Origin of the sequence: Massilia sp. Leaf139 (assembly GCF_001424165.1) — a bacterium.
GTDB lineage: Bacteria > Pseudomonadota > Gammaproteobacteria > Burkholderiales > Burkholderiaceae_D > Telluria.
This window is the reverse complement of sequence record NZ_LMOJ01000025.1, coordinates 537,844-557,805: the sequence shown is the minus strand read 5'-3', so window position 1 is coordinate 557,805 and position 19,962 is coordinate 537,844. Positions and strand designations below refer to the sequence as shown.

Annotated in this window: 18 protein-coding genes; 11 read left to right on the top strand and 7 right to left on the bottom strand. The window is 66.6% G+C overall.

Annotation, left to right across the window (positions count from 1 at the left end; genetic code table 11):
* Window positions 1-76: 76 nt before the first annotated feature.
* Window positions 77-1,627 (top strand): retroviral-like aspartic protease family protein, encoded by a 1,551-nt coding sequence (locus ASF77_RS20295; protein WP_056343630.1) that lies wholly within the window; start codon window positions 77-79, stop codon window positions 1,625-1,627.
* On the opposite strand, the gene ASF77_RS20290 is transcribed toward ASF77_RS20295, so the two are convergent.
* The 3 genes from ASF77_RS20290 to ASF77_RS20280 all read right to left on the bottom strand — a co-directional run bounded on the left by ASF77_RS20290 (window position 1,628) and on the right by ASF77_RS20280 (window position 3,931).
* Window positions 1,628-3,124, bottom strand: a complete 1,497-nt coding sequence (locus ASF77_RS20290; protein ID WP_229445517.1) for a SulP family inorganic anion transporter — start codon at window positions 3,122-3,124, stop codon at window positions 1,628-1,630.
* 109 nt (window positions 3,125-3,233) lie between these two features.
* On the bottom strand, window positions 3,234-3,584 hold the full coding sequence (locus ASF77_RS20285; protein WP_056343625.1) for a cytochrome c: 351 nt from the start codon (window positions 3,582-3,584) through the stop codon (window positions 3,234-3,236).
* A gap of 11 nt (window positions 3,585-3,595) precedes the next feature.
* Window positions 3,596-3,931, bottom strand: coding sequence for a cytochrome c (locus ASF77_RS20280; protein ID WP_056343620.1), 336 nt, complete (start codon window positions 3,929-3,931; stop codon window positions 3,596-3,598).
* Between the two features lie 187 nt (window positions 3,932-4,118).
* Here ASF77_RS20280 and ASF77_RS20275 point away from each other — a divergent pair, with 187 nt between their 5' ends.
* The 5 genes from ASF77_RS20275 to ASF77_RS20255 all read left to right on the top strand — a co-directional run bounded on the left by ASF77_RS20275 (window position 4,119) and on the right by ASF77_RS20255 (window position 8,489).
* Window positions 4,119-4,973, top strand: coding sequence for a MoxR family ATPase (locus ASF77_RS20275; protein ID WP_056343616.1), 855 nt, complete (start codon window positions 4,119-4,121; stop codon window positions 4,971-4,973).
* Complete coding sequence (locus ASF77_RS20270; RefSeq protein ID WP_056343613.1) at window positions 4,970-5,560, top strand: GNAT family N-acetyltransferase; 591 nt, start codon at window positions 4,970-4,972, stop codon at window positions 5,558-5,560. The genes ASF77_RS20275 and ASF77_RS20270 overlap by 4 nt, the downstream gene beginning before the upstream one ends.
* The gene (locus ASF77_RS20265) at window positions 5,561-6,733 is read left to right on the top strand and encodes a VWA domain-containing protein (RefSeq protein ID WP_056343609.1); all 1,173 of its coding nucleotides are present in this window, start codon (window positions 5,561-5,563) and stop codon (window positions 6,731-6,733) included.
* 107 nt (window positions 6,734-6,840) lie between these two features.
* Window positions 6,841-7,941: a saccharopine dehydrogenase NADP-binding domain-containing protein gene (locus tag ASF77_RS20260; RefSeq protein WP_056343601.1), complete on the top strand. Its 1,101-nt coding sequence runs from the start codon at window positions 6,841-6,843 to the stop codon at window positions 7,939-7,941.
* Window positions 7,938-8,489, top strand: coding sequence for a DUF4166 domain-containing protein (locus ASF77_RS20255; RefSeq protein ID WP_056343598.1), 552 nt, complete (start codon window positions 7,938-7,940; stop codon window positions 8,487-8,489). The genes ASF77_RS20260 and ASF77_RS20255 overlap by 4 nt, the downstream gene beginning before the upstream one ends.
* Before the next feature lies 1 nt (window position 8,490).
* On the opposite strand, the gene ASF77_RS20250 is transcribed toward ASF77_RS20255, so the two are convergent.
* A complete protein-coding gene (locus ASF77_RS20250; RefSeq protein WP_056343595.1) occupies window positions 8,491-9,087 on the bottom strand; it encodes a CPBP family intramembrane glutamic endopeptidase in 597 nt (198 codons plus the stop codon).
* Window positions 9,088-9,326: 239 nt separating this feature from the next.
* Between ASF77_RS20250 and ASF77_RS20245 the strand changes: the two genes are divergently transcribed.
* Window positions 9,327-10,541 (top strand): cation:proton antiporter, encoded by a 1,215-nt coding sequence (locus ASF77_RS20245; protein WP_056343592.1) that lies wholly within the window; start codon window positions 9,327-9,329, stop codon window positions 10,539-10,541.
* Complete coding sequence (locus tag ASF77_RS20240; protein ID WP_056343589.1) at window positions 10,531-11,667, top strand: YbdK family carboxylate-amine ligase; 1,137 nt, start codon at window positions 10,531-10,533, stop codon at window positions 11,665-11,667. The genes ASF77_RS20245 and ASF77_RS20240 overlap by 11 nt, the downstream gene beginning before the upstream one ends.
* An 8-nt stretch (window positions 11,668-11,675) precedes the next feature.
* Here the strand turns inward: ASF77_RS20240 and ASF77_RS20235 are convergent, their stop codons facing one another.
* The 3 genes from ASF77_RS20235 to ASF77_RS20225 all read right to left on the bottom strand — a co-directional run bounded on the left by ASF77_RS20235 (window position 11,676) and on the right by ASF77_RS20225 (window position 14,039).
* Entirely contained in the window at window positions 11,676-12,005 is a 330-nt protein-coding gene (locus tag ASF77_RS20235) for a hypothetical protein (RefSeq protein ID WP_056343586.1), read from the bottom strand.
* Window positions 12,006-12,142: 137 nt separating this feature from the next.
* Window positions 12,143-13,129 carry a gamma-glutamyl-gamma-aminobutyrate hydrolase family protein gene (locus tag ASF77_RS20230; RefSeq protein WP_082493926.1) on the bottom strand — a complete coding sequence of 329 codons (987 nt, stop codon included), beginning with the start codon at window positions 13,127-13,129 and terminating at the stop codon, window positions 12,143-12,145.
* Between the two features lie 94 nt (window positions 13,130-13,223).
* On the bottom strand, window positions 13,224-14,039 hold the full coding sequence (locus ASF77_RS20225; protein ID WP_056344212.1) for a response regulator: 816 nt from the start codon (window positions 14,037-14,039) through the stop codon (window positions 13,224-13,226).
* 279 nt (window positions 14,040-14,318) lie between these two features.
* Between ASF77_RS20225 and ASF77_RS20220 the strand changes: the two genes are divergently transcribed.
* Genes ASF77_RS20220 through ASF77_RS20210 form a run of 3 tightly spaced genes read left to right on the top strand, consistent with a single transcriptional unit; the run spans window position 14,319 to window position 19,961 of the window.
* Window positions 14,319-16,316, top strand: a complete 1,998-nt coding sequence (locus ASF77_RS20220) for a DNA topoisomerase IV subunit B (protein WP_056343579.1) — start codon at window positions 14,319-14,321, stop codon at window positions 16,314-16,316.
* A 16-nt stretch (window positions 16,317-16,332) separates the two neighbouring features.
* The gene (locus tag ASF77_RS20215; protein WP_056343575.1) at window positions 16,333-18,042 is read left to right on the top strand and encodes a molecular chaperone HscC; all 1,710 of its coding nucleotides are present in this window, start codon (window positions 16,333-16,335) and stop codon (window positions 18,040-18,042) included.
* A complete protein-coding gene (locus ASF77_RS20210) occupies window positions 18,039-19,961 on the top strand; it encodes a hypothetical protein (RefSeq protein ID WP_056343572.1) in 1,923 nt (640 codons plus the stop codon). The genes ASF77_RS20215 and ASF77_RS20210 overlap by 4 nt, the downstream gene beginning before the upstream one ends.
* Window position 19,962 lies beyond the last annotated feature (1 nt).

The window sequence follows — 19,962 nt, the reverse complement described above, 5'->3', positions numbered from 1 at the left end:
TCCGGATCGCAAGAGCCTCCGAATTGTTGTCAAAATAGATTGCTTTAAATCAAATTTTTCTTTTAGAATTTAAAGCATGAACCCGATCCCTTGCCGCGCGCTCACGCGCCTGATTGTCGGCGCCAGCTGCGCCCTGTTCCCCCTCGCCCATGCAGCGGCCGAGCCGGCCAAGTGCAGCTACACGCCGATCGGCAAGCTGGCCTTGCGCTACAGCGGCCCGGGCCTGGCCATCACGACCCAGGGCACGATCAACGGCACGCCGGCCGAGCTGCTGGTCGACACGGGCGCCTACGCGACCGTCATGACCCGCACCGGCACCGAACGGCGCGGCCTGCGGCTCTACGATACCGGCGAGCGCGCGACCGGCATCGGCGGCACCTCGCCGATCTACGCGACGAAGGTCGAGGAGTTCACCGTCGGTCCGATCCGCGCGGGGCGCAGCAGCATGCCGGTGCTGGGCACCTTCGGCGACAGCCCATCGTACGAGGGCATCCTGGGCGCGCCGGCCCTGTTCCAGACCGACATGGAACTCTCGCTGGCGACCAAGGAGCTGACCTTCTTCGTCCCCGAAAAATGCGGCAATACCTTCCTCGGCTACTGGGGCGGGAACGCGCAGGACATTCCGCTGCGCCGCCACAACCAGCACCACATGAATCCGCATTTCGCCGTCAAGATCAACGGCGTCGAACTGGAAGCGATGATCGACACCGGCGCCGTCGTCAGCCTGATCAGCACCGACGGCGCCAGGCGCGCCGGCATCGCCTACGACACGCCCGACGTCAAGCGCGGCGTGGATCTGGTCGGCGTGGGCAGCTATACGACCTCGCGCTGGCTGGCGACCGTCAAGAGCTTCCAGATCGGCGACGAAGTCGTGCAGAACGCCGACATCGCCGTGGAGAACTCGGGCATGGGCGGCGCTGACGTGACGCTCGGCGCCGACTTCCTGCGCGCCCACCGCGTGCTGTTCGCGATGAGCCAGAACAAGCTGTATTTTTCCTATGTCGGCGGCGACCCCTTCAGCCAGGGCACGAAGCTCGAGCCCTGGGTCGTGGCCGAAGCCAATGGCGGCAACCCCGATGCCCAGCTGGCCCTGGCCTCCGCCTACAGCCGCGGCAAGGGCGTGACGCGCGACGCCGAACTGGCGGCCAGCTGGCTGGAAAAGGCGGCCGCCGGCGGCAGCCCGCACGCCATGCTGCGCTCCGGCGAACGCATGGTCGCGCGCCGCGAGTATGCGGCCGCCATCCCGCGCCTGCGCGCCGCTCTCGACAAGCTGCCCGCCGAACGCGATGCCGCCCTGACGCTCTACATCGCCCGCGTCAAGACCGGCCAGGCCGAGCTGGCGAAGACCGAACTGGCCGCCGCCTTTGCGCGCAGCGAAAAGAACGAATGGCCGAAGCCGGTCGCCGATTTTTACTTGGGCACGCTCGCGGCCGACAAGCTGCTGGCGCAGGCGGCCGACCATGACAAGGGAAGCAGGCAGGGCAAGGAGCGCTATTGCTCCGCGCTGTCCTCGATCGGCGACTGGCAGCGCGCACACGGCCAGGCCGAGCCGGCCAGGGCGACCGACGCGCAGCTGAAAACCAGCTGCGCCGACACCGGGCAGAGCTTCGCCAGCCTGGGCGACTGATCAACCCAGCTTGTCGTCCGCGACCCGGTAGCGCGGGTCTTCCAGCACGTTCACCTCGATCATGTCGCGGGCCTGCTCCAGCAGCTCGCGGCAGTCGGGACTGAGGTGGCGCAGGTGCAGGCGCTTGCCGAGTGCCCGATAGCGCTCGGCCAGGGCGTCGATCGCCTGGATCGCCGAATGGTCGGCCACGCGCGCGCGGCGGAATTCGAGCACCACGTCCTGCGGATCCTCCTTCGGCGCGAACAGCGCGTTGAACGGCGCGACCGAGGCGAAGAACAGCGTCCCTTCCACCTCATACACCTTCCAGCCCTGGGCATCGACCTTGGTACTCGCCCGCACCTGCTTGGCGTGCTGCCAGGCGAAGACCAGGGCCGAGACGATCACGCCGACCAGCACGGCCACTGCCAGGTCGAAGACCAGGGTGATCGCCGCCACCAGCACGACCACCAGCGTGTCGGCGCGCGGCACCTTGCCGATCATGCGGAACGTCCCCCACTCGAAGGTCTTTTCGCAGACCACGAACATCACCCCGATCAGCGCGGCCAGCGGAATCTGCTCGATCCAGTGCGAGCCGAACAGGATGAAGGAGAGCAGGAACAGGGAAGCGGCGATGCCCGACAGGCGGCCGTAGGCGCCGTTGTTCACGTTGATCATCGATTGCCCGATCATGGCGCAGCCGCCCATGCCGCCGAAGAAGGCCGTCACCACGTTGGCCGCGCCCTGCGCCATGCATTCGCGGTTCGGCTGGCCGCGCGTGTCCGTGATCTCGTCGACCAGGGTCAGGGTCAGCAGCGACTCGATCAGGCCGACCCCGGCCAGCACCAGCGCGTAGGGGAACACGATGCGCAGGGTCTCCAGGTTGAAGGGCACGTTTGGCACCGCGAAGCTGGGCAGGCCGCCGCCAATCGCACCGAGGTCGCCCACGGTCTTCGATTCGATGCCCAGCAGCGCGGCCACGCCGGTCACCACCAGGATGCCGGCCAGGGTCGCCGGCACCGCTTTCGTGATGCGCGGGGTCAGGTAGATGACGGCCATGGTCGCGGCCACCAGCCCCAGCATCGTGAACAGTTCGGCGCCCGCCATCCACTGCCCGTCCACTTTGAAGTGGCCGAACTGGGCGATGAAGATCACCAGGGCCAAGCCGTTGACGAAGCCGAGCATGACCGGATACGGCACCATGCGGATGAATTTGCCGAGCCGCGCCAGCGCGAACAGGATCTGCAGCACGCCCATCAGCACGATGGCGGCGAACAGGTACTGCACGCCGTGCTCGACCACCAGCGCCACCATGACGACGGCCAGCGCGCCGGCCGCGCCCGAGATCATGCCGGGCCGTCCGCCGAAGGCCGAGGTGATGAAGGACACCAGCACCGCCGCGTACAGGCCGGTGAGCGGCGACACGTGGGCGACCAGCGCAAAGGCGATCGCTTCGGGCACCAGCGCCAGGGCGACGGTGAGGCCGCTGAGCAGATTGGTTTTCAGATAGGCGGACTGCAAGATAAAAGCTCCACAAAAAATAAAATCCCCCGGATGCGCCTGGCGGCGGCATCCGGGGGATCCGAATAGTGTTCAGTGTCCGGCGCGAACCGGACGGACTCTCAACGGCTTACTTGCGCACCACCAGCTGCGACGGCAGGCTGTGCAGATAGGCGCCGATGTCGGCCATGTCCTGGTTCGACAGCGGCTTGGCGAAGCCGGCCATGATCGGGTTGGCGCGGCCGTTGGCCTTGTCGCCGCCGCGTTTATAGGCCGCCAGGGCGTGCGCGATGTAGTCGGCGTGCTGGCCGGCCAGCTTCGGATAGCTCGGGTCGATCGGCTTATTATAGTCGGCGCCGTGGCAGGAGGCGCAGTTGTACTTCTTGGTCAGCTCCTCGCCGCGCTTGATGTCGGCTGCGAACGCGGACGTAGCGGCAAGGGAAACGGCGCCGAGAACCAGCGCGATGATCGTTTTTTTCATGGCGTGGTTCCTTACTTGCGGCTCTGGGCGTTCTGCTGCGAATAATAGGCGGCGACGTCGGCGATGTCCTGATCCGACAGGCTGGTGGCGATGCCGCGCATCGACGGATGCTTGCGGTCGCCCTTCTTGTAGGCGTGCAGTGCGGCTTCGATGTACTTGGCCGACTGGCCGCCGATCATCGGCACCTGGTAGACCTCGGGGAAGCTGGCCTTGTAGCCGGGGATGCCGTGGCAACCGATGCACATTTCGATCTTGCTCTGCGCCGCCTTCGGATTGCCGACGACGTCCGCTGCACCTGCGGAGCCGGCAGTGGCTGCCAGAACGAGTACTGCCAAAAGTTTTTTCATGGTGGGAATCGCAAAATTTTTAATCGAATACCGCTACCGCACAAAAAGCCTTGAATCTAATTCAGTACTACCAAGCTGTTGATTCTAGCCCAACAAAAGATTGCAGTCTACCAACGTCGTGCGGGGCGCCGGACGTGCCCGCCGTTCTGGCATATACTCGGGATTTCCCTCTTCACGATAGACGCGTATGCAAGCCCAACCCCGCTTCGAAGGCACCGAAAGCTATGTCGCGACCAGCGACCTGAAACTGGCCGTGAACGCGGCCCTCACGCTGCAGCGCCCGCTCCTGATCAAGGGCGAACCCGGCACCGGCAAAACCATGCTGGCCGAGGAAGTGGCCGCCGCGCTCGACATGCCGCTCCTGCAGTGGCACGTGAAGTCGACCACCAAGGCCCAGCAGGGCCTGTACGAATACGACGCCGTCTCGCGCCTGCGCGACTCCCAGCTCGGCGACGAACGCGTGCGCGACATCCACAACTACATCGTCAAGGGCGTGCTGTGGCAGGCGTTCACCGCGCCGGAGCCGGTGGTGCTGCTGATCGACGAGATCGACAAGGCCGACATCGAATTCCCCAACGACCTGCTGCGCGAACTCGACCGCATGGAGTTCTACGTCTACGAGACGCGCGAGATGGTCGTGGCCAAGCACCGCCCGCTGGTGATCATCACCTCGAACAACGAAAAGGAACTGCCGGACGCCTTCCTGCGCCGCTGCTTCTTCCACTACATCAAATTCCCGGATCGCGAGACGATGGCCGACATCGTCAAGGTGCACTACCCGCGCCTGAAGCAGGAACTGCTGGCCGCCGCGCTCCAGAGTTTTTACGATGTGCGCGATATCCCGGGCATCAAGAAGAAGCCATCGACCTCGGAATTCCTCGATTGGCTCAAGCTCCTGATGGCCGAGGACATCCCGGCCGAAGCCCTGCACAGCAAGGACAATAAAACCGTGGTGCCGCCGCTGCACGGCGCGCTGCTGAAGAACGAGCAGGACGTGCACCTGTTCGAGCGCCTGCTGTCGATGTCGAGGATGAACCGGTGATTCACGTGGAGCCGGCCGCGCTCGAATTCAACGGCGTGCGTCTCGAACCCCTGAGCCTCGAGCACGTCGACGGCCTGCGCCTGGCCGCCGCCGACGGCGAACTATGGAACCTGCGCGTGACCTCGGTGCCGGAACCACACCGCACCCAGGCCTATGTGCACACCGCGCTGGAAACGCCCAACCGCGTCGCCTTCGCCGTGGTCGATTCTTCCAGCGGCGCCGTGCTCGGCACGACCAGCTACCACGACATCCTGCCCGAGGTCGACCGGGTCGAGATCGGCTACACCTGGTACGCCAGGAGCGTCCAGCGCAGCCATGTGAACACCAGCTGCAAGCTGCTGCTGCTCTCGCACGCCTTCGACACGCTCGGCTGCGCCGTCGTCGGCTTCCGTACCGATAATTTTAATTACGCCTCGCAAAAGGCCATCGAGCGGCTGGGCGCGAAAAAGGACGGCGTGATCCGCCACCATGGCGCGCGCCGCGACGGCACCGTGCGCGACACCGTCATGTACAGCATCGTGCGCGGCGAATGGCACGAGATCAAAAGCCACCTGCACTATCAACTGACACGGCACGCGAGCACGTAAATGCTGATCGACTTTTTCTTCGCGCTGCGCAGCGCAAAAGTCCCGGTCTCGATCAAGGAATTCCTGACCCTGCTCGAGGCCCTGGAAAAGAGCGTCATCGCCCCTTCCCTCGACGAGTTTTATTATCTCGCGCGCCTGGTGATGGTGAAGGACGAGGCCCATTTCGACAAGTTCGACCGTGCCTTCGGCAGTTATTTCAAGGGCATCGAGGCCGTTTTCGACACGAGCAAGGGCGAGATCCCGCTCGACTGGCTGATCAAGCGCATGGAGCGCGAACTGACGCCCGAGCAGAAGGCGGCTTTGGAAAAATTCGGCTACGACAGGCTGATGGATCGCTTGGGCGAACTGCTGAAGGAACAGAAGGAACGCCACGAAGGCGGCAGCAAGTGGATCGGCACCGGCGGCACGTCTCCCTTTGGGCATGGCGGCACCAACCCGGAAGGCATCCGCATCGGCGGCGCCGGCCGCAATCGCACGGCGGTCAAGGTATGGGATCAGCGCTCGTACAAGGACTACGACGACGAGCGCGAACTGGGCACGCGCAACATCAAGGTCGCCCTGCGCCGCCTGCGCCGCTTCGCCCGCACCGGCGCGCTCGATGAATTCGCGCTCGACGAAACGGTGCGCGCCACGGCCAGCAACGCCGGCTACCTCGACATCAAGATGCAGCCCGAGCGCAAGAACCGCATCAAGGTGGTCATGCTGCTGGACGTGGGCGGCAGCATGGACGACCACATCGAGCGCACCGAGGAACTGTTCTCGGCGGCGAAGAGCGAATTCAAGAACATGGAGTTCTACTACTTCCACAACTGCGTCTACGACTACCTGTGGAAGAACAACCGCCGCCGCCACGCCGAGCGCTTCGACACCTGGGACGTGCTGCGCAAATACCCGAACGACACGCGCCTGATTTTCGTCGGCGACGCCACCATGAGCCCCTACGAGGTGCTGGCGCCGGGCGGCTCGGTCGAATACAACAACGAGGAAGCCGGCGCCGAATGGCTGGCGCGCTTCTGCAAGGCTTTTCCCAAGTTCGCCTGGCTCAATCCGGAGCCGGAACACCTGTGGCAGTACCGCCAGTCGATCGCCGTCATCCGCCAGATCATGAGCAACCGGATGTTTCCGGTGACGCTGGAGGGGCTGGAGCGGGCGATGCGGCTGCTCAGCAAGTAAGCCGCGGGCCGGCACACGTCATGCGTGGGCACGGGGCGCCCACGCAGTTCACCGCTCGATCAACCGCCCCTATCTTTCGGTACACGACCCGTGCTATACCCCTACGCATGAGCACCTTTCGCGTCCTGATCATCGGCGGCTACGGCTTCTTCGGCACCCGCCTGGCCACCCTCCTCTCACGCCAGCCGACCCTGCACATCCTGGTCGCCGGCCGTTCCCTGGCCATGGCGCAAGCCCTGGTCGACAAGCTGCGTCCGAATGCCGCCTCGCCACTCGACGCCCTGGCGCTCGACATCGAAGACCCCTCCCTGCCCGCGGCACTGGCGGCGCTGCGCCTCGATGCCGTCATCCACACCGCCGGCCCCTTCCAGGGCCAGGACTACCGCGTGGCCGCAGCCTGCATCGCCGCGCGCGCCCACTACATCGACCTGGCCGACGGCCGCGATTTCGTGGCCGGCATCAAGACCCTGGACGATGCCGCCGTGCGCGCCGGCGTGCTCGTGACCAGCGGCGCCAGCTCGGTTCCCGCCTTGTCGGGCGCGGCCGCCGACGCCCTGGCCGCCGGCATGGCGCGCGTGAGCGGCATCGACATCGGCATCAGCCCCGGCAACCGCACCGAGCGCGGCCTGTCCACCGTGCGCGCCATCCTCGGCTATTGCGGCAAGCCGCTGCCCGGCGGCGCCATCGGCTGGCGCACGACCCGAGCGCACGCCTACCCGGCGCCGGTCGGCCGCCGTCTGCTGTCGCCCTGCAACGTGCCCGACCTGGTGCTGCTCGGCCCGCGCTTTGCCGGATCTCCACCGGTGCGCTTTGGCGCCGGCCTCGAACTGGCCTTCCTGCACCGCGGGATGAACGCGATGGCGCTGCTGGCCGAGCGCGGCCTGGTGCGCGACTGGGCGCAGCATGCGCCGCTGCTCAAGCGCATGGCCGACTGGTTCCGGCACTGCGGCTCGGATGCCGGCGCCATGCACGTCGAAGTGAGGGGAGTGGCGGCCGACGGCGCCGCCATCGGGCGCCGCTGGTCGCTGGTTGCGGCGCGGGGCGACGGCCCCTTCGTGCCGACCCTGGCCGCCGCCGCGCTGGTGCGGCGCCTGGCTGCCAGCGTGCCGTTCGAGGCCGGAGCGTTACCGTGCCTCGGGCTGCTGGCGCTGGCCGACTTCGCACGCGAGGCCGATGGTCTCGCCATCACCATGAAAGAGGAAGCATGAACGATCGCGCGATGTATGAAACTGTGATGGGCTCGGCCTTCGGCCAGCTTGCCGAACCGGTGCAGGCCTTCCACCGCAGCCGCGGCCGGCGCGTGCTGCACGGCCAGGTGCGCACCGAGGCGCCGCAATCGACGCCGGCGCGCCTGCTGGCACGCTGTCTGGGCACGCCCTTGCTGCCCTCGTCCGGCGCGATCCGCTTCGAACTCGATGCCCGGCCCGATCGGGAAACCTGGGTGCGCCACTTCCCGACCAACACCATGCGCTCGCACATGACCCTGGTCGGCGGCGAGCTGACCGAACGCCTGGGCCTGACGCGCCTGCGCTTCGGGCTCAATGCCGAGGAAGGGCGCCTGGTGATGGAATTGCGGGGATTGCAGTTTCTCGGCATTCCCTGCCCGCGCTGGGCGCTGCCGCGCATCGTGGCCGAAGAAGAAGGGCGCGACGGCCGGCTGTATTTCAAGGTCAGCGCGGCGCTGCCGCTGGTCGGCCAGGTCGCCGGTTACTCAGGCCACCTGGTGATCCACACCGCGGCGCCGGAACAGCCCTAGCTCACATGCGGCGCAGCGCATTGCGCACGACGTACAGCCCGACCACGTCGAGCGCCGCGTGCACCATCATCGCCGCCAGCAGGCCGACGTATTGGTAAACGAAACCGAGCGCCACGCTCACGGCGAACAGCCCCGCCGCCTGCACCAGCGTCGCCTTGTCCAGCTTGCGGAACTGGTAGACCGGCACGTGCGTCGCCAGGAACACGACCGAGGTGATCCACACCCCCAGCAGCGGCTGCAGCGCGGCGCGAAACAGCAGCTCCTCGCCGATCGCGGCGGCCAGGCTGATCCAGACCGGGTTCAGGCCCGACAGGTCGAGCCGGCTATAGGCCTTGATCGTATTGCTGCTCGCCTCCGAGCGAGCGGTGAAGCGGTAGCTGACATACGAAAACACGGCGGCCAGCGCCGACAGTCCGAGGCCGTACACCAGCTGTTCGCCCAGCGCCATCGGCCCGCGCAGCACCGCGCGCGGGTCGTCCTGGATGACGAAGATCAGCACCAGCGCGATGGCGGAAAACACGACGCAGGTGAGCACCTGGGCGGTGAGGCGGATCGGCGGGCGGGCTGCCTGGACGTGCGGGGGAGTCGGCTGGGACATGATGGTGCGTCGGGAAACGACGGATGAGGAATCGGAAAGACTGCTGCGGCAAGCAGCGCCATGCCGGCCGGCCGCCCGCCATTCTAGCCACCCGCGGGGGCGCTGACAACGAACTCTTCCGTGAATGGGCTGTCCAATCGTGCGCAGCCTCCGCTCCACCCGTCTTGTAAAATCGACAAAAGACCAGTCCGCCCTGGGCTGGCTTACCTGGCTTAGCGCGATATTTTCGAGGAGCATGCATGCCCGACCTGTTGCCCATCCTGACCAGCCTGGCGTGGCCGTTCGCGATCGCCATCGCCTGGCTTGCCGGAGAATTCGGGCAGCGCTGGACGGGCTTGCCGCGCATTAGCTTTTATGGCGTGGTCGGCTTCGCGCTGGCCGGGCCCCAGCTCGGCATCCTGCCCTTTCCCGGGGTGGACACGAATTCGGGCGCGGTGCCGATGCTGGCCGACATCGCCTTCGGCCTGATCCTGTTCGAGCTCGGCTACCGCATCAACCTGCGCTGGCTGCGCACCAATCCCTGGATCGGGATCAGCGGCCTGGTCGAGTCGCTGGCGACCTTCGTCGCCGTCTACCTGATCGCGACCGCCTTCGGCACACCGCAACTGACGGCGCTGATGCTGGCGGCGCTGTCGATGGCCACCTCGCCCGCCACCGTGGTGCGCGTCATCAACGAGCAGCGCAGCTCGGGCCAGGTGACGGAACGGGTGCTGCACCTGACGGCGCAGAACTGCGTACTGGCCGTGTTCGCCTTCAACGTCGTCGTCGGCTTCTGGATCTTCCGCACCTTCGAAGACCTGAGCGACGCCATCTGGAACAGCCTGGTCTTGCTGGCCGTGTCGATCCTGACCGGCGCCGTGTTCGGGCTGGCCGTGCCGGCGCTGCTGCGGGCGATCGGCAACCCGCGCCAGGATGCGACCGTCGCCTTTGCCCTGGCGGTGATCCTGCTGGTGGCCATTTCGTATGCATGCGGGCTGTCGCCGGTGGTCGCGACCCTTGCCTTCGGCCTGGTGGCGCGCCACCGCCGCGTCGCCTACAGCCAGGCCCAGCGCGGGTTCGGGGCGCTCGGCGAACTGCTCACCGTGCTGCTGTTCGTGTTCGCCGCCTCCACCCTCGACTGGCAGAAGGTCGCCGCCGGCAGCGGGTTGGCGGTGCTGATCGTGCTGGTGCGGCTGCTGACGAAAACCGGCGGCGTGGTAGCCTTTGCCCACCTGTCGGGCGTCACCTGGCGCAAGGGCGCGCTGGCCGGGGTCGCGCTGGCGCCCCTGTCCGTGTTCGTCATCTTGCTGCTGGAACACGCGCGCCTGCGCGGCGTGCACGTGGTCGAGGAACTGCGTTCGGTGGCGGCGGTGACGATGCTGCTGGAAGTGTTCGGCCCGATCATCATCCAGCGCGCCCTGATGTGGGCGAACGAAGTACCGAAGACCCAGCCGGAGGCTAGCCATGCCGCTTGAACCGTTCAAGGCCTCGACGCCGCTCACCTTCGGCGTCGAGCTCGAGCTGCAGCTGGTCAGCCTGTCGGACTTCGACCTCACCGCCGCCAGCCCGGATCTGCTGCACCTGCTGGGCCGCAAGCCCTTCCCCGGCAACGTCACGCCCGAGATCACCGAGAGCATGATCGAGATTAATTCGAGCGTGCACTCGGCCTATGCGCCGCTGCTGGCGGAGCTGCAGGAAATCCGCGACACCCTGGTGGCGGCCGGCGACCAGCTCAACATCGGCATCGCCGGCGGCGGTACCCATCCCTTCCAGCACTGGTCGGAGCAGAAGATCTTTTCGAAGCCGCGCTTCGAGCATTTGTCGTCGCTGTACGGCTACCTGGCGAAGCAGTTCACGGTCTTCGGCCAGCACGTGCACATCGGCTGCGGCAGCGGCGACGACGCCATGTACCTGCTGCATGCGCTGAGCCGCTACATTCCGCATTTCATTGCGCTGTCGGCCTCCTCTCCCTTCGTGCAGGGGCACGACAGCCTGTTCGACTCGGCGCGCCTGAATTCCGTATTCGCCTTCCCGATGAGCGGGCGCGCGCCGTTCACGCTCGGCTGGGGCGAGTTCGAGTCCAGCTATTACGCCAAGATGGAGCGCACCGGCATCATCAAGAGCATGAAGGATTTTTACTGGGATCTGCGCCCGAAGCCCGAGTACGGCACGATCGAGCTGCGCGTGTGCGACACGCCGCTCACCGTGGAACGGGCGGCGGCGCTGGCGGCGTATCTGCAGGCGCTGTGCAGCTACCTGCTGGGGCGGCACGAGGCGCCGCCAGTCGAGGACGACTACCTCGTCTACAACTACAACCGCTTCCAGGCCTGCCGCTTCGGGCTGGAAGGGGCGATCACGCATCCGAAGACCTACGAGACGGTGTCGCTGCGCGAGGATATCCTGGCCACGCTCACAAAAATGGAACCCTACGCGGCCGAGCTGGGCAGCCTGGACGGCCTGCGCCACCTGGCCGCCGCCGCGGCCGGCGGCAGCGATGCCGCCTTGCTGCGCCAGCAGTACGAGCGCCAGGGCAGCGTCGAGGGCATGGTGCATGCGGCCATCAACTGGTTCCGCGGCGAGCGGCGCTTCCGGCGGCGGTAGCCACGCGATTACGCCGGGTTCGCCCCTGCCCGGCTGCTGCGCATGATCCGATCGAGGAAATTGCGCTTCACCGGGCGCGGCATGCCGTCGTCGACCAGCGCCGCCCAGCGTTCGCACAGCTGCTCGCAGGTGGCGCGCAGCACCGGATCGAGATCGGGCAGGCGCGCCAGTGCACACAGATGGCGCTCGATCACCGAGGCCAGGCGCACGCAGGGCTTGTCCTTCCCGTCGCGCGCGGTGTAGTGCGACATCAGGTGCAACAGGGAGGCCAGCATGACGGCGTGGCGCTGGGGCATGCCGGACGATGGCAGGGCGATGTCTGCGGAGGGGTGATTCATGGCGCTCCCTTTTGATCCGTCGTTAATGAGAATGATTCTCATTCATTATGATCAAGGGGGCGAGGCGATGCAAGTGGTTTTGCAAGCGTGCGCGGTGGATTCAGTCGCAGGGTGGAGTCCCGACTCCACGGGGTTTATTACAAGCGCGTCTCGCGCGCCGCCCTCAAAAACTCGTCCAGCACCGGCGTGCAATCGAGCAGATCCGTCCCACCGGCCCGGTGGAATTCCGGGTGCCATTGCAGCCCCATCACGAAATCGGCCTTGTCGTAGCGGATCGCCTCGACGATCCCGTCCGGATACGACATCGCCTCGACCCGGATGTCGCGCCCGAGTTCCTTCACGGCCTGGTGGTGGATCGAGTTGACGATCGGCCGTCCGGCGTTCGGGAACATGCGGCCCAGGGTCGAGCCGGGCGGGAATTCGATGGCGTGGCGGTGGGCGTCGTAGTCGGTGTGCACGTGGGCCAGCGCGGCCGGCACGTTGGTCGCCACGTCCTGGTACAGGGTGCCGCCGAAGGCGACGTTGATCAGCTGGCAGCCGCGGCAGACGCCCAGCACCGGTTTGCCGGCCTCGACGAATTCGTGCAGCAGCTCGAGTTCATACAGATCGCGCGCGCGGTCGCCGCTCCACTCGGGGCGCGTGGGCGATTCGGAATAGGTTTGCGGCGAGACGTCCGCCCCGCCCTGCAGCACCAGGCCGTCCAGGTGGCGCGCGTAGTGGCGCAGGGTGATGTTGCTGGGGTGGAGCAGACCGTTGGTGTTCACCGTCGGGATCATGAAGACCAGCACGTCGCGCGACATCACCCACTGGGCGATCGACTCTTCCAGGTATTGCAGGTTCTTGCTGCGTAGCCCGGTGGAACCCGGTTCGGGATGAAAGATGCGCGCCGAGACACCGATGCGCAGGGTGCGGCGCATAAAGTCGCGGCTGAAGCGGTCGCGCAAGGCGCGCCAGCGCGAGCGCAGGACGCGGCCGGCCAGGGCGAAGGGGGTATCGCCGGGACGCTGGTAGCGCGGCGCGCCATTGCCCGCGCGCCGGTCGGGAATGCGCTGCGGCGCATCCTCACGGTTTTCCAGCGGCGGGCCGGGTGCCTCGCCGCGGCGCTGTGGTTGATCGTCTGCCATGGCCCAAATATAGCCCTGCCATTGCCGCGCACGATTCGAAGTTGTAACAAAATCAAACGGATGAGCAGGCTGCCGGGAGCTTGCGCAGGTCGCATCAAGCCGGCAACTCCGGCAAGCTCGTCAGCCTTTGCAGCATGCACACCAGGCTACGGTCGCCCACCGGCTTGTCGAGCAGCCCACGCACGCCGGCGCCGCGCGCCAGTTCGCTGTCGTAGCTGAACATCTTCCCGACCAGGAGCACGACGGCCGTGCGTCCCGCCCCCTCCTGGGCCTTGATGGTGCGGCTCAAGGCATACGGATCGATGCCGGGCGCGGCGGTATTGATCATCGCCAGCGCAATCTTCGTTTCGTCGCACAGGCGCACCGCCATCGGCGCGCTGTCCGTCCAGGCAATCGCCAGGCGCCCTGCGCCGACCAGGCCGGCCAGGTGGTCGCGGAAGGCGCCGCCCTTGTCGACGATGAGCACCTTGCCGTCGCGCGGCGGCCGGCGTTCGGCGGCGCAGCCAGTGCCCGGCCCGAGCCGCGGACGGCGCCGCCGTTCGGCCAGCACGGGCGCCCCGCGTGCGCGCAGCAGCGCCAGCGCGCGGCGTTGTTCGTCCAGCAGGTGCATCAGGGACGTGTGCAGCTGTTCCGGGTCGACCGGCGTTTCGAGGTGCGTGCAGCCAGGGCGCGCGGCGCCGCCGATCACCAGCGCCGGCGGCGGGCAACGCATGCCGTCCAGGCAGGCATGGGCGGAGGGGCTGGCACCGTCGACCAGCACGATGTCGGGTTCCTGCAGGCTGTCGTCGTGGAGGCAGCAATACAGCGGGCCGGAACGTGGCGCCGCGTCGAGCAGCGTCGTCAGCCGGCGGGAGTCCTCAGGCCCGAATCCGAGCAGACGTACGGCAGTCGGAATTTTATGTGCATGCATGATCGTCACCGGTGCGTGCCCTGTCGGGGGCCCTCGACTGTTGCGCAAAAAGCAGGCCACTTGCGAGAAGCACTGTATGCATGTACAGTATCATTCTCGGCCTGGGCCTGCGCTCAACGGTTTCTCGGGGCCGCTTGACATGGCAACCTTGCGTACCAATCTAGTCACGTTTCCAAGCGATGACAAGAACAATCGCTTACGCCCCTCCTGTTATTTCCTTCCGACAAGATAGCCTCGGCAAGATAAAATACGCAGGCTTACGAAAAAACACTGATCAGCATGGCAACCAAGAAACCCGCACCCGACTACAGCGAATCATCCATCCGCGTCCTCAAGGGACTCGAGCCCGTGAAGCAGCGGCCCGGCATGTACACCCGTACCGAGAACCCGCTGCATATCATCCAGGAAGTGATCGACAACGCCTCGGACGAGGCGCTGGGCGGCTACTGCAACAACATCGGCGTCACCCTGAACGTCGACGGCTCCGTCACCGTCGAGGACGACGGCCGCGGTATCCCGGTCGGCATCCACCCGGAAGAAGGCGTGTCCACGGTCGAAATCGTGTTCACCCGCCTGCACGCCGGCGGCAAATTCGACAAGGGTTCGGGCGGCGCTTACGCCTTCTCGGGCGGCCTGCACGGCGTCGGCGTCTCGGTGACCAACGCGCTGTCCAAGCGCCTGGAAATCACCGTGTGGCGTAAAACCGACGACGGCAACGGCATCCACAATCTGGTCTTTGCCGACGGCGAAGTGATCGAGCCGCTGTCCTCCGTGCCTTTCGAGCGCGGCGGCAAGAAGAACGGCACCCGCGTCACCGCCTGGCCGGACGGCAAATACTTCGATTCGCCGAACATCCCGATGGGCGACCTGGTGCGCCTGCTGCGCTCCAAGGCGGTGCTGCTGCCGGGCGTGACCGTCACGCTCACCAACGCGAAAACCGGCGACATCCAGACCTGGCGCTACGACGAAGGTCTGCGCGGCTACCTGGTCGAAGCGATGAACCAGACCTCGAGCGGCCAGACCGTGATCCCGCTGTTCGAGGGTTCGGGCTATGCGCTGGCCGGCGACGAGAGCTTTGCCGAGGGCGAAGGTGCGGCCTGGGTCGTGGCCTGGAACGAGGAAGGCGGCCTGGTGCGCGAATCCTACGTCAACCTGATCCCGACGCCGAGCGGCGGCTCGCACGAGTCCGGCCTGCGCGACGGCCTCTACGGCGCCGTGAAAGGTTTCGTCGAACTGCACGGCCTGCTGCCGAAAGGCGTCAAACTGCTGCCGGAAGACGTGTTCGCCCGCGTCTCCTTCGTGCTGTCCGCGAAAGTGCTCGATCCGCAGTTCCAGGGCCAGACCAAGGAGCGCCTGAACTCGCGCGACGCCGTGAAACTGGTCTCGACGTTCACGAAACCGCCGCTCGAGCTGTGGCTGAACCAGCACGTCGAATACGGCAAGAAGCTGGCCGAACTGGTCATCAAGCAGGCGCAGTCGCGCATGCGCTCGCTGCAGAAGGTCGAAAAGAAGAAGTCCTCGGGCGTGGCCGTGTTGCCGGGCAAGCTGACCGACTGCGAATCGACCGACCTCACCCGCAACGAGCTGTTCCTGGTCGAGGGCGATTCGGCCGGCGGTTCCGCCAAGATGGGCCGCGACAAGGAATACCAGGCCATCCTGCCGCTGCGCGGCAAGGTCTTGAATACCTGGGAAACCGACCGCGACCGCCTGTTCGCCAACAACGAGATCCACGACATTTCGGTGGCGATCGGGGTCGACCCGCACTCGCACGGCGATTCGCCGGATCTGTCGGGTCTGCGCTACGGCAAGATCTGCATCCTGTCGGATGCGGACGTCGACGGCTCGCACATCCAGGTATTGTTGCTCACCCTGTTCTTCAAGCATTTCCCGGCGCTGTTCCGCCACGGCCACATCTGCGTGGCGCGTCCGCCGCTGTACCGCGTCGACGTCCCGCCGCGCGGCAAGAAGCCGCTGCAAAAGCTGTACGCGCTGGACGACGGCGAATTGCTGGCGATCGAGGACAAGCTGAAAAAGGACGGCCTCAAGGAAGGCAGCTGGAACATCTCGCGTTTCAAAGGCCTGGGCGAGATGAATGCCGAGCAGCTGTGGGAAACCACGATGAATCCGGACACCCGGCGCCTGCTGCCGGTGGCCCTTGGCGGCTTCGACCACGGCGAATCGAGCGCGCGTTTCAACATGTTGATGGGCAAGGGCGAGGCCGCCGCACGCCGCGCCTGGATCGAAGAACACGGCAACGAAACCGAAGCGGACATCTGACCACGGACTTGCGACCATGATCATTGGAATCGACCTGGGCACCACCAACAGCCTCGTCGCCGCCTGGCGCGACGGCAAGGCGCACATCATCCCGAATGCCCTGGGCGAGTTCCTCACGCCCTCCTGCGTCGGCATCGACGACGACGGCACCGTGCTGGTCGGCGCCGCCGCGCGCGCACGCCTGCAAACCCATCCCGACCAGAGCACTTCGCTGTTCAAGCGCTACATGGGCAGCGAGCGCATCACCCGGCTCGGGCGCCAGGACTTCCGTCCGGAAGAACTGTCCTCGCTGGTACTGCGCGCGCTGAAGGAAGATGCCGAAGCCTGGCTTGGCCACAAGGTCGACGAGGCCATCATCACGGTGCCGGCCTATTTCAGCGACGCCCAGCGCAAAGCGACGCGCGCCGCCGGCCAGCTGGCCGGGCTGCGCGTGGAGCGCCTGCTCAACGAGCCGACCGCCGCGGCGCTCGCCTACGGCATCCAGGACAGCCAGCAGGAAACCAAGTTCCTCGTCTTCGACCTCGGCGGCGGCACCTTCGACGTCTCGATCCTGGATCTGTTCGAGGGCGTGATGGAAGTGCGCGCCTCGGCCGGCGACAATTTCCTCGGCGGCGAGGATTTCGTCGAGATCATCGTGCGCGCCTTTTATGACCGTAGCGGCCTGGCGCGCGCCCTCGGCAGCGCCACGCTGGCGCGCACCCAGACCCAGCGCCTGCGCGACGAGGCCGAGCGCGTCAAGCGCGCGCTGTCGGAAACGGCGCGCGCGCGCATGGTGTTCCAGCACGAGGGGCAGGAATTCGGCTGGGATCTCGACGAGGACACCCTGGCGCAATTGTGCGAGCCGCTGCTGGCGCGCCTGCGCAAACCGGTCGACCGCGCCATGCGCGACGCCACCATCAAGGCGAGCGAGCTCGATGCCGTGGTGCTGGCCGGCGGCGCCACGCGCATGCCCATCGTCCGTAAACTCGTCTCGCGCATGTTCGGCCGCTTCCCCAACGTGCACCTGGATCCGGATCACGCGATCGCCCTCGGCGCCGCCGTGCAGGCCGGCCTCAAGATGCGCGACGCCGCCCTCGACGAAGTGGTCATGACCGACGTCGCGCCCTACTCGCTCGGCATCAGCATCTCGCGCCAGCTCGGGCCGAACAACTACGAAGGCGGCCACTACCTGCCGATCATCGAACGCAATGCGACGGTGCCGGTGTCGCGCGTGCAGAACATCACCACCATCACCGACGGCCAGCGCCAGTTGCGCGTGCTGGTCTACCAGGGCGAGGCGCGCCTCGTGAAGGACAACGTCTACCTGGGCGCGCTCGAATTCCCGATCCCGCCGAAAAAGGCGGGCGAGATCAGCGCCGACGTGCGTTTCACCTATGACGTCAGCGGCGTGCTGGAAGCGGAAATCACGGTCGAGCAGACCGGCGAAAAGCACAAGCTGGTGGTCACCGAGAACGCCGGCGTGATGACGCCGGAGCAGGTCGAGCAGCGCCTGGCCGAGCTGGCCGAGCTGAAGATCCACCCGCGCGACCAGATCGAAAACCGTACCGTCATGGCCGAAGCCGACCGCCTCTACCAGGAACTGCTGGGCGAGGCGCGCCAATACCTGGCGCACCAGATCACCGCCTTCCAGGCCGTGCTCGACCGCCAGGATCAGCATGCCGCCCGGCGCGCACGCGAAGCGCTGCAGCAGGTCATGCGCGAACTCGACCGGGGCGGCCTGGAGTGAACGTCTGGGCCCTGCTCGGCATCGCGCCGACCGCGGACGAGCGCGAGATCAAACGTGCCTATGCGCGCAAGCTCAAGCTCACGCGTCCGGACGACGATCCGGCCGCCTTCCAGGCCCTGAACGAGGCCTATCAGATGGCGCTGCGCATGGCGCCGCATTATGCGCAGGCGGAGGAACCGGACGAGGCGGACGAGCAGGACAAGCAGGACAATGGCGGCTGGATTGAGCAGGCCGAACCCGAGCCGGTAGCCGCGCAGTTGCATGAGCCCGCGCCGCAGCCGGCGTGGGAACGGCCGGCGACGCCGCAGCGTCCGCAGGCCGTGCGCGCGCAGCATGCCGAGGCGCCGTCCGCACCTGAAGAACAAGTCGAGGCATGGGAGCAGCCGCTGGCGGCGCTGCGCGAGGAAGCCTGGGAGCATCCCGTTCCCTTCCTGCGCGCGCTGCCCGACCCGGTCGCGCTCGAGCGCCAGCGCCGCCGCGAACGCGAACGGGCGCGGGCCGAAGCGCAAGCTGCGAGCGACGCCGCCTTCGAGGTGGCGCGCCGTCTCTGGGCTGACTTCATCAATCTCTCCACGGTGGCGCCCAAGTGGCACCTGCGCAAACTGGCCGACAGCGAGGAGCTGCAGAACCTGGAAGTGCGCGACCACCTGGAATTGTTCGCCATCGGGTACTGCGCCGCCGAATCCTGCCCGGAAGACCTGCGCGAGGCCATCGTCACGTTCTACGGCTGGGAAGACGACGACAGCTTCGTCAGCCGGCGCCTGCCCGATGCGGCCGGCGAAGCCTTCGCACGCCTGCGCGCGGATCGCGCCTATGCCGCGCTGCTGGAGCGCTCCTCGAGCGAACCGGCGGTTGCCGCCCTGCTCGCCGACGGCGCCGGCTGGCGCTTCGGCCGCACCCTGCGCAGCAAGTTCACGCGCACGCTGCAGGACGAGATCGCCCGCATCCGCACCTACCAGCCGGAGCTGCTGCACTTCAAACTGAACCGCGACCTGTTCGAGGAATGGGAGCGGCGCGTCGCAGGCCGCCGCTATTTCCTCGAGACTGCGCTGTGGTCGCTCGTCCTGGGGCTGTTCGGTATCAACCTGCTGGCCGAGCTCCTGCTCGATTACTGGGGGCTGGCGGTCGAATCCGGCATCCGGGTCGCAGTGTGCGCGGCGCTGGGCGTGGCCGGCGGCGCATTCTGGACGCTCAAGCGGCCCCTGACGTGGTTCCAGAACAGCGAACGCATGGCCTGGCTGCTGCACGAGCAGCGTTACCGGGCGGGCTGGCAATTGGGCTGGATTCCCGTCTACGCCCTGCTCTCGGCGCTCCTGTTCGTCCCGGATCCGCCACGCGTGTTTGCATGGCTGCTGGGAACGGCGCTGGTGGGCTGCGCGCTTGTCGCCAGCTTCGCCAACTCGGTCATGCTCGCAAAAGCGCATTACATCATGGGCGGCCTCGGGGCCTGCCTATTCGGCGGCGCGATGGCGAGCAAGGGGTTCGCCGCGTACGGCTACGTCACCTGCATCGCCAGCGCCTACTGTGCCCTGCAGCTGCTGTATCGCGGCGGCGCCGACCTGTGGGCCCGGATCCCGGAGCACGCCCATCTGCTCCTGCCGCTGCGCTGCACCTGGCTGGCCGGAACGGTGGTGCTGGTGCTCGGCGCCGACAGATCGCTGCTGCCGCTGGCCCTGCATGCCGCGCTATGCTGGCTATGGGTGCTAGGCGGCATGCTGCTGTCGAATCCGACCATTCATTATTTCGCGGCGGGAGTTGGCGGCGTCGTGCTCCTGTTCGGCATGAGCACCCTGCGGCCGGCGTCGCCGGTGTTGAGCGTCATGCCGATGTCCATGCTCGTCACCCCGCTCTTCGGTGTCGCGATCTTCATGTTCATGAACATGATCCGCGCCAAAAAGAATCAACATCCATTCTCGTAAG

Excerpts from the sequence above, each read along its gene's own strand:
- ASF77_RS20295 (WP_056343630.1), top strand. The coding sequence starts at position 77 with ATGAACCCGATCCCTTGCCGCGCGCTCACGCGCCTGATTGTCGGCGCC.
- ASF77_RS20285 (WP_056343625.1), bottom strand. The coding sequence starts at position 3,584 with ATGAAAAAAACGATCATCGCGCTGGTTCTCGGCGCCGTTTCCCTTGCC.
- ASF77_RS20280 (WP_056343620.1), bottom strand. The coding sequence starts at position 3,931 with ATGAAAAAACTTTTGGCAGTACTCGTTCTGGCAGCCACTGCCGGCTCC.
- ASF77_RS20275 (WP_056343616.1), top strand. The coding sequence starts at position 4,119 with ATGCAAGCCCAACCCCGCTTCGAAGGCACCGAAAGCTATGTCGCGACC.
- ASF77_RS20265 (WP_056343609.1), top strand. The coding sequence starts at position 5,561 with ATGCTGATCGACTTTTTCTTCGCGCTGCGCAGCGCAAAAGTCCCGGTC.
- ASF77_RS20260 (WP_056343601.1), top strand. The coding sequence starts at position 6,841 with ATGAGCACCTTTCGCGTCCTGATCATCGGCGGCTACGGCTTCTTCGGC.
- ASF77_RS20255 (WP_056343598.1), top strand. The coding sequence starts at position 7,938 with ATGAACGATCGCGCGATGTATGAAACTGTGATGGGCTCGGCCTTCGGC.
- ASF77_RS20250 (WP_056343595.1), bottom strand. The coding sequence starts at position 9,087 with ATGTCCCAGCCGACTCCCCCGCACGTCCAGGCAGCCCGCCCGCCGATC.
- ASF77_RS20245 (WP_056343592.1), top strand. The coding sequence starts at position 9,327 with ATGCCCGACCTGTTGCCCATCCTGACCAGCCTGGCGTGGCCGTTCGCG.
- ASF77_RS20240 (WP_056343589.1), top strand. The coding sequence starts at position 10,531 with ATGCCGCTTGAACCGTTCAAGGCCTCGACGCCGCTCACCTTCGGCGTC.
- ASF77_RS20235 (WP_056343586.1), bottom strand. The coding sequence starts at position 12,005 with ATGAATCACCCCTCCGCAGACATCGCCCTGCCATCGTCCGGCATGCCC.
- ASF77_RS20230 (WP_082493926.1), bottom strand. The coding sequence starts at position 13,129 with ATGGCAGACGATCAACCACAGCGCCGCGGCGAGGCACCCGGCCCGCCG.
- ASF77_RS20225 (WP_056344212.1), bottom strand. The coding sequence starts at position 14,039 with ATGCATGCACATAAAATTCCGACTGCCGTACGTCTGCTCGGATTCGGG.
- ASF77_RS20220 (WP_056343579.1), top strand. The coding sequence starts at position 14,319 with ATGGCAACCAAGAAACCCGCACCCGACTACAGCGAATCATCCATCCGC.
- ASF77_RS20215 (WP_056343575.1), top strand. The coding sequence starts at position 16,333 with ATGATCATTGGAATCGACCTGGGCACCACCAACAGCCTCGTCGCCGCC.